General features: G+C 74.4%; 2 protein-coding genes. Both read left to right on the top strand.

Features of this window, described 5'->3' with window-relative positions; genetic code table 11:
* The coding region (locus tag ACWDYF_RS33065) for a condensation domain-containing protein (protein WP_451584318.1) at window positions 1-2,074 on the top strand (2,074 nt) is incomplete at its 5' end.
* A 20-nt stretch (window positions 2,075-2,094) separates the two neighbouring features.
* Entirely contained in the window at window positions 2,095-9,306 is a 7,212-nt protein-coding gene (locus ACWDYF_RS33060) for an amino acid adenylation domain-containing protein (RefSeq protein ID WP_389472810.1), read from the top strand.
* Window positions 9,307-9,322: the final 16 nt, after the last annotated feature.

Below are 9,322 nucleotides of genomic sequence, written 5' to 3'. Positions count from 1 at the left end.
CCGCACCGACCACCAAGTCAAACTCCGCGGCCAACGCATCGAACTCGGCGAAATCGAAACCGCGTTGACCGACACACCCGGCATCGCACAAGCCGCCGCACACGTCCGCGAGGACCGGCCGGGGGTGCAGCAGCTCGTCGCCTATGTGGTGCCCGCGCCCGGTGCGGCCGTCGTACCGGACGAGCTGCGTGCCCATGCGGCGGAGCGGCTGCCCACGTACATGGTCCCGGCGCTCTTCGTGACGCTGGACGCCCTGCCGCTGAGCACGAACGGCAAGCTCGACCGCCGTGCTCTGCCCGTGCCCTCGGGTGCGGCCCGGTCCGTCTCCTCGGGAGCGGGTGCGGGGGCGGCGCAGGTGCTCGCCCGGCTGATGGCCGAGGTGCTCGGGCTGCCGGCCGTGGACGTCGAGGACAACTTCTTCGAGCTGGGCGGCGACAGCATCGTCTCGATCCGGCTGGTGAGCCTCGCCCGCAAGGCCGGGCTCACCGTCACGGCACGCCAGGTGTTCCAGCATCCGACACCGGCCGCGCTCGCCGTGGTCGTGGCGCCCGAGGACACCGGTACGGCTCCGCGTCCGGCGGACGTGGGCACCGGGCCCCTGGTGCTGCCGCCGGCCGCGCACTGGCTGGCGGCCCGGGGCGGCCCGTACGAGCGCTTCTGTCAGGCCCGACTGGTGCGGCTGCCCGCCGGAGTGCGCGCGGCCGATCTGGTCACGGCGCTCCAGGCGGTGCTGGACCGGCACGACGGGCTTCGGCTGGCGCTGACGGTGGCGCGGCCGGGGCTGTGGAGCGCCGAGGTGCGGCCGGTGGGCGCACTGGCGGCCGCTTCGGTGCTGCGTACGGTGGACGCCGTGGGCCTCGGTGACGGGGCGCTGCGTGAGCTGGTGGCGCGCGAGTCGGACCGGGCGGCCGGGGAGCTGGATCCGGTGGCCGGACGGACGGTGCGGGCGGTGTTCCTCGACGCCGGTCCGGCCGGGCCGGGCAGGCTGCTGCTGGTGGCGCACCATCTGGTGGTCGACGAGGTGTCATGGCAGATCCTGCTGCCCGATCTGCGGGCGGCCTGGGAGGCCGCGGCGGCGGGCCGGGCGCCCGCGCCGGAGCCGGTGCCGACGTCGCTGCGGACCTGGACGGCCGGGCTGCTCGCCGAGGCGCACAGTGCGCGTCGGCTGGCGGAGCTGGACCGCTGGCTGGCGGAGGCACAGCGCGGGCGGCTGCTCACCGACCGGGCGCTGGATCCGGGGCGGGACACCGTGTCGACGGCGCGCAGGCTCGATGTGCGGCTGTCGGCCGAGCGGACGGCACCGCTGCTGGAGCGGGTCCCCTCGGCGGTGCACGGCACGGTGAACGACATCCTGCTGACCGCGTTCGCGGTGTCCGTGGGCGACTGGGCGGCCCGTGCGGGCCGGTCGGCGGAGGCGGCCGGGTTCGCGGTGGACCTGGAGGGGCACGGCCGGGAGCAGGATCTCGTGCCGGGCGCCGATCTGACCCGTACGGTCGGCTGGCTGACCTCGGTGTATCCGCTGCGGCTGGGGGCGCGCGCCTATGACCCGGCGGCCGTGCTGGCGGGGTCCGAGGACGCGGGCGCGGCTCTGAAGGAGGTCAAGGAGCAGGTGCGCGGTGTGCCGGACGGCGGGGTGGGCGCGGGTCTGCTGCGCCGGCTGAACGCCGGTACGGCCGGGCTGTTCGGTCCCGGCGCGGCCGAGATCCTGTGGAACTACCTGGGCCGCCAGACGGCCCGCGCCACCGCCGACTGGGGTCCGGCCCCCGAGGCGGACGCCCTGGCCGTGGCCCCTGATCCGGCCCTTCCGCTCTCCCACGCGCTGGAGGTCGTCGCCGAGGTGACGGGCGGACCGGACGGGCCGCAGCTCGCGGCGTCGTTCGTGTGGGCGGGCGGGGTCCTGTCCCAGGGCACCGTCAGCGCGCTGGCGGACGGCTGGCTGGACGCGCTGGACACCTTTACCGCCTGGGCGGACGGCGGGGCGACCGCCGGGCACACGCCCTCGGACCTCGACCTGCTCGAACTCGACCAGGACCAGATCACCATGCTCGAAGAAATGTGGAGGGCCCAGCAGTGAAGCAGGCTCGGATCGAGGACATGCTGCCGCTGTCCCCCTTGCAGCAGGGCATGTTGTTCCATTCCGTCTACGACGCCGGGCGGGGCGCCGCCGATGTGTACACCGTGCAGGTCACGGTGGCGCTGGCGGGGCCGGTCGACGCGGCCCGGCTGGAGCGGGCGGCGGTGGCGCTGCTGCGGCGGCACCCGAATCTGCGGGCCGGGTTCTGGCACGAAGGGGTGCCGCAGCCGGTGCAGTTCGTGCCGGTGGAGGTGCGCATCGGGGTCGATCGCGCCGATCTGTCCGCCGCCGGGGAGGCCGGGCGGGCGCTGGCCGAGCTGGAACGCGCCGAGCTGGAGCGGCGGTTCGAGCTGCACCGGCCGCCGCTGGTGCGGCTGGTGCTGGCCCGGGTCGCCGACGACGACCACCGGCTGGTGATCACCGTGCACCACATCCTGGTGGACGGATGGTCCATGCCGCTGCTGGTGGGCGATCTGCTGGCGCTGTACGGCAGTGACGGCGACGCGTCCGCGCTGCCCGCGGTGCGTCCGTACCGGGACCATCTGAAGTGGCTGAAGAAGCAGGACGTGGCGGCGGCCGAGGCCGCCTGGCGGCGGGCGCTGGCGGCGCTGGAGGAGCCGACGCTGGTGGCGCCGCCCGATCCGGCGCGTCCGGCGGTGCGGCCGGGTGTGCATACGCTGAAGCTGTCGGCCGGGGCCACGGCGCGGCTGACGGCGGCCGCGCGGCGGCTCGGGACGACGCCGAGCACCCTGATCCAGTGCGCGTGGGGCCTGGTCATAGGTCAGTTGACGGGGCGTCAGGACGTGGTGTTCGGTCTGACGGTGTCGGGGCGCCCGGACGAGATACCGGGGGTCGAGTCGATGCTCGGCCTGTTCATCACCACTGTGCCGGTCCGGCTGGTGCCGCGCCCGGAGGAGAGCGTGGCGGGGCTGCTGCGGCGGTTCCGGGACGAGCAGAACGCACTGCTGGCCCACCACCATCTGGGGCTCGGCCCGATCCAGAAGCAGGCGGCCGGCCGGGAGCTGTTCGACACGCTCGTGGTGATCGAGAACTATCCCGTGGACCCGGGGGCGACGCGCACGGTCGGCGGCGGGCTCCGGGTGACCGGGGTGGAGGCGCGTGACGCCACGCACTATCCGCTGACCCTCGCCGTGGCCCTGGAGGAGCGTGCTCTGCTGCGTCTGGAGTACCGGCCCGATCTGTTCGACGCCCGGCACGCGGAACTGCTCGCCGGACGTCTGGCGCTGGCGCTGGAGCGGCTGTCCGGGCCCTCCGAAGTCGCTGTCGGCGCCCTGGAGCTGCTGCCCGAGGCGGAGTCCCGGCGGGTGCGCGAGAGCTGGCGGGGTCCGGTGCGGGACGTACCGGGCGGGACGGTCGCGGACCGGTTCGCGGAGCAGGCGGCGCGGACGCCGGACGCCGTCGCGGTGGTCGCGGGCGAGGTGACGCTCACCTTCGCGGAGCTGGAGCGGCGGGCCGCGCGGCTGGCCGCGCTGCTCGTCGCGCGCGGGGTGGGCCCGGAGTCGGTGGTGGCGCTGGCGGTGCCCCGGTCGGCGGAGTCGGTGGTGGCGATCCTCGCGGTGCTGCGGGCCGGTGGTGCCTATCTGCCGCTCGACCTGGACCATCCGGCGGACCGGCTGGCGTACATGCTCGACGACGCCGCTCCGGTGTGCGTGCTGACCACCTCCGACGCGGTCGGTCTGCTGCCGCGGTCGGGCGGGCCGGAGCGCATCCTGCTGGACGCGCCCGCGACCTGGGCCGGGCCGATCGCGTCCGAGGCGGCGCCCGGGTGCCCGGACGTGGTGGCGGAGCACCCGGCGTACGTGATCTACACCTCGGGTTCGACGGGCCGGCCCAAGGGAGTGGTGCTCACCCACGGCGGGTTGTCCAACCTGTACGCGAACCACATCGGCGAGGTCTTCGGTCCGGTGGTCGCGGCGGCGGGCGGGCGCACCCTGCGGGCCCTGCACACGGCGTCGTTCAGCTTCGACACCTCCTGGGAGCAGCTGTTCTGGCTGATCGCCGGGCACGAACTGCATGTGCTGGACGAAGTGGGCCGCCGTGACGCGGAGTTCGTGGTGGGATACGTCCGCGGGCGGCGCATCGACGCGATGGACGTGACCCCCACCTACGCCCGACAACTGCTCGACTGGGGTCTGCTGGACGCCGCGCACCACCGGCCCGCGCTGCTGCTGCTCGGCGGCGAGGCGGTGCCGCCGGAGCTGTGGTCCGAGGTGCGGGACGCCGGTGGCGTCATGTCGGTGAACCTGTACGGGCCGACCGAGTACACGGTGGACGCGCTCGCCGCCGACCTCTCCGTGCGCGGCACGCCGGTCGTGGGGCGGCCCATCGGCAACACCGGCGCCTATGTGCTGGACGGCGCGCTGCGCCCGGTCCCGGCGGGGACGACGGGCGAGCTGTACCTCGCCGGTCACGGTACGGCGCGCGGCTATCTGGGCCGGTTCGCGCTGACCGCCGAGCGGTTCGTCGCCGACCCCTACGGCCCGCCCGGCACCCGGATGTACCGCACCGGTGACCTCGTACGGCTGGGCGCGGACGGGGAGTTGGAGTATCTGGGGCGGGCCGACGACCAGGTGAAGATCCGGGGGTACCGGATCGAGCCGGGCGAGGTGGAGTCCGCGCTCGTCTCGCTGGACGGTGTGACGTCCGCCGCGGTCGTGGTCCGCGAGGACACTCCCGGGGTCAGGCGGCTGGTCGGCTATGTGACGGGCGCCGCCGATCCGGTGGCGGTCCGCGCGGAGCTGGCGGCGGTGCTGCCCGATCACCTGGTTCCGGCAGCCGTCGTGGTGGTGGAGGCGCTGCCGACGACGGTCAACGGCAAGCTGGACCGGGCCGCGCTGCCCGCTCCGGTGCTGACGGGCGCGGCGGTGTCCCGGGCGCCGCGCGACGCCCGTGAGGAGACGCTGTGCCGGGTCTTCACGGAGGTGCTGGGCCTGGCCTCGGCGGGTGTGGACGACGACTTCTTCGCCCTGGGCGGTGACAGCATCGTCTCCATCCAGCTGGTGACGCGGGCGCGTAAGGAGGGCCTGGTGCTCTCCCCGCGCGATGTGTTCGAGCAGCGCACCCCGGCGGGTCTGGCGGCCGCCGCCCGCGCTGTGGACGCCGGTGCCGCCCCGGTCGTGTCCCGGGAGCCGCTGGTGGTCCCGGACGCGGCCGGGCGGGCGGCGCTCGCCGGGGCGTTCGGTGAGATCGCCGAGGTGCTGCCGCTGGCGCCGCTCCAGGAGGGCCTGTACTTCCACGCGGTGTACGACGACCGGGCGCTGGACGTCTATCTGATGCAGAACTTCGTGGAGCTGCGGCACGCCGTCGACACGGGCGCGCTGCGGGCCGCGTTCGACGCGATGCTGCGCCGGCATCCCCATCTGCGCTCGGGCTTCTGGCACGAGGGTCTGCCCCAGCCGGTGCAGGCCGTCCCGGCCGCGTGGGAACTGCCGTGGCGGATCGAGGACTTGACCGGCCTCGACGAGGAGGCGCAACGGGCCGCGCAGCGTGAGTTCTCCCTCGCCGACGCGGCGACCCGCTTCGACCTGTCCGCGCCGCCGCTGATGCGCGTCACCCTGCTCAAGTTCGCCGAGGACCGCTGGATGCTGTGTGTGACGCAGCATCACATCCTGACCGACGGCTGGTCGGAGTCGCTGTTCTTCGAGGAGCTGTTCGCGCTGTACGGGCGCGGCGGCGACCTGGACTCGCTGCCCCCGGTGACGCCGTACCGGGACTATCTGCGGTGGCTCGCGGACACCGACTCCCCGGCGGCGCTGGACGCCTGGCGGGCGCATCTGTCGGGGCTGGACCAGGCGACCCTGGTCGCACCGGCCGATCCGGCGCGGCAGCCGGTCACCGCCGAGGTGGTGGACATCGCGCTCGGCGAGGAACTCAGCGACGGGCTGCGGCAGTTCGCCCGTGGCTGCGGGGTGACGCTGAACACCGTGCTGTCGGCCGCCTGGGCGCTGTCGCTGGCGGCGCTGACCGGCCGGGACGACGTGGTGTTCGGTGCCACGGTCTCGGGCCGCCCGGCGGATGTGCCCGGCGTCGACCATATGATCGGCATGTTCATGAACACGCTGCCGTTCCGGGTGACGCTGCGCCCGGACGAGCCGCTGCGGGACCTGCTGGTACGGGTGCAGCGCGAGCACGCCGAGCTGCTGCCGCACCACTATCTGGGGCTCGGCCGCATCCAGCAGGCCACCGGGCTCGGGACCCTGTTCGACACGCTGTACGTGTTCCGGAACACGCCGCTGGACGACGCCGCCCGCGAGGAGGCCGTCGCCCGGTACGGCATCGGCTGGACGCACAGTGTGGACGGCACCCACTACCCGCTGACGCTGGCGGTGACGCCCGGCGCCTCGCTGGAGCTGAGTCTCGCCTACCGGCCCGACCTGTACGACGCGGCGACCGCCGGGGAGCTGGCGGCCCGGCTGCGCCGTCTGGTCTCGCAGTTCGCGGCGGGCGGTGCCACCGCGGTGGGCCGGCTGCACGCGCTGGCGGACGAGGAGCGGGCGGCGCTGCTGGAACTGGGCGACGACACGGGGCACCCGGTGCCGGACGTGTCGCTGATCGACCTGTTCGCGGGGCAGGCCGCGGCCACTCCGGACGCGACGGCGCTGGTCTTCGAGGACGAGCGGCTGAGCTACGCCGAGCTGGACGAGCGGTCCTGCCGTCTGGCGCGGGCCCTGATCGAGCGGGGCGCCGGTCCCGAGCGCACGGTGGCGCTGGGCCTGCCGCGTTCGGCGGACTTCGTCGTCGCCCTGTTCGCGGTGCTGCGGACGGGCGCCGCGTATCTGCCGCTGGACCTGGACCATCCGGTGGACCGGCTGGCGGCGATGGTCGAGGACGCCGCGCCGCTGTGCCTGGTGACCTCGACGGCGGTCACCGGCCGGGTGCCGAGCGTGCCGGGTGTGCCGCCGCTGGTGCTGGACGCGCCGCCGACCGTGGCGGACCTCGCGGGCCGCTCGGGCGCGCCGGTCACCGAGGACGAGCTGCTCGCGCCCCGGGACGGCCGCCACCCGGCCTACCTGATCTACACGTCCGGTTCGACGGGCCGCCCCAAGGGGGTCGTGGTGCCCTACGCCGGACTGGTCAACATGCTGTTCAACCACCGCGAGCGCATCTTCGGTCCGGCCGCGGAGCTGGCGGGCGGGCGCCGGATGCGGGTCGCGCACACGGTGTCGTTCGCCTTCGACATGTCCTGGGAGGAGTTCTTCTGGCTGGTGGACGGGCACGAGGTGCACGTCATCGGCGAGGACCTGCGGCTGGACCCGGCGGCGCTGACCGCGCACTACGACCGGGTCGGCATCGACGTCGTCAACGTCACCCCGTCCTACGGGCAGCAGTTGGTCGACGCCGGTCTGCTGGACGCGGACCGGCACCGGCCGACGCTGGTGCTGCTCGGCGGCGAGGCGGTGCCGGACTCGCTGTGGACGCTGCTGCGGGACACCGAGGGCACCCTGGGCTACAACCTCTACGGCCCCACCGAGTACACCATCAACGCGCTCGGCGCGGACGCGGACGCGAGCGCGTCCTCCTGCGTCGGCCGGCCCATCCACAACACCCGCGCCTATGTGCTCGACAGCGCGCTGCGGCCGGTGCCGCGCGGGGTCCCGGGCGAGCTGTATCTGGCGGGGGCGGGGCTGGCGCGCGGCTACTTCCGGCGCCCGGCGCTGACGGCGGAGCGGTTCGTGGCCGACCCGTTCGGCGGGTCCGGCACGCTGATGTACCGCACCGGCGACCTGGTGCGCTGGCGGGCGGACGGGCAGCTCGACTACCTGGGCCGTACCGACCACCAGGTGAAGATCCGCGGTTTCCGGATCGAGCTGGGCGAGATCGAGTCGGCGCTCACCGGCGATCCGGCGGTGGCCGCCGCCGCGGTCGCCGTGCACACGGGTCCCGGCGGGGTGAAGCGGCTGGTGGCGTACACCGTCGCCGCCTCCGGCGGTACGGACGCCCCGGACGAGCCGGGGCCGGACGCGCTGCGGGCCAGACTGTCGGCGCTGCTGCCGGAGTTCATGGTGCCGTCCGTGTTCGTCCCGCTGGACGCGCTGCCGCTGACGGTCAACGGCAAGGTGGACCGCGCCGCGCTGCCCGCGCCCTCCTTCGGGGACACGGGCGGGGGCCGCCCGCCGAAGGACACCCGCGAGGAGCTGCTGTGCGGGCTGTTCGCCGAGGTGCTGGGGCTCGAACGGGTCGGCGTGGAGGACAACTTCTTCGATCTGGGCGGCCATTCGCTGCTGGCGATGCGGCTGGTGGGCCGGATCCGCGCCGAGCTGGGGGTGCCGGTGCAGGTCGGTACGGTGATGTCGGCGCCGACGGTGGCCGGGGTGGCCGCGCGGATCGGCACCGACGCCCGCCGGGACGCCCTGCGGGTCGTGCTGCCGCTGCGCGAACGGGGTTCCAGGGCGCCGCTGTTCTGCTTCCACCCGGCCTCCGGATTCAGCTGGCAGTACACCGGTCTGCTGCGGAACCTGGACCCGGAGCGGCCGGTGTACGGCGTGCAGTCACCGGGCCTGTCGGGTCACCTGCCCGCCGTCGCGGACGTGGCCGGGCTGTGCGAGCTGTACCTGGCGGAGATCCGCGCCGTCCAGCCCGAGGGGCCGTACCACTTCGCCGGTTACTCCTTCGGCGGCACGGTGGCGCACACGCTGGCGGCGATGCTCCAGGAGCGGGGCGAGGAGGTGGCGTTCCTCGCGCTGCTGGACGCCTACCCGCCCGAGCGGGAGGACTGGTCCCACCTCGACTCCCCCGACTGGCGGGAGCGGCTGGAGCGGGAGGAGAGCGGCTTCCTGCTGTCGGTGGCCGGTCTCGACGGCGGCACCGGCGGTGCGGTGAGCCGCGCCGAGGCGGTCGCCGCGATCCGGGACAGCCAGGGTCTGCTCGCCGGGTTCGACGAGGAGTTGCTGCACGCTCTCGTCGACACCAATGTGCACTGTGTGCGGCTGCTCTCGCGCAGCCGGACCCGGCACTTCCGTGGTCCGGTGCTGTTCTTCACCGCCGCGCGCTCCACCCTCGCGCAGGACGCACCGGGCCTGGTGTGGCCCGCCCACATCGACGGCGCGCTGACCGAGCACGTACTGGACTGCGGTCACGACGAGATGATGTCGGCGGGTGCGCTGGACGAGATCGGTCCCCTGCTGGACGCGGCCCTGCGGGCCGTCCCGGACGGGGGCCCGCAGCGGCCGCCGACGGCGATTGACCCGGCGTCCGCCAGCCAACTAAGGTAAGCCTTACTTGCGTTGC

It is taken from the genome of Streptomyces sp. NPDC003284 (genome assembly GCF_053589675.1).
The sequence above is the reverse complement of the archived record's forward strand: the minus strand, read 5'-3'. Positions and strand labels throughout refer to the sequence as shown.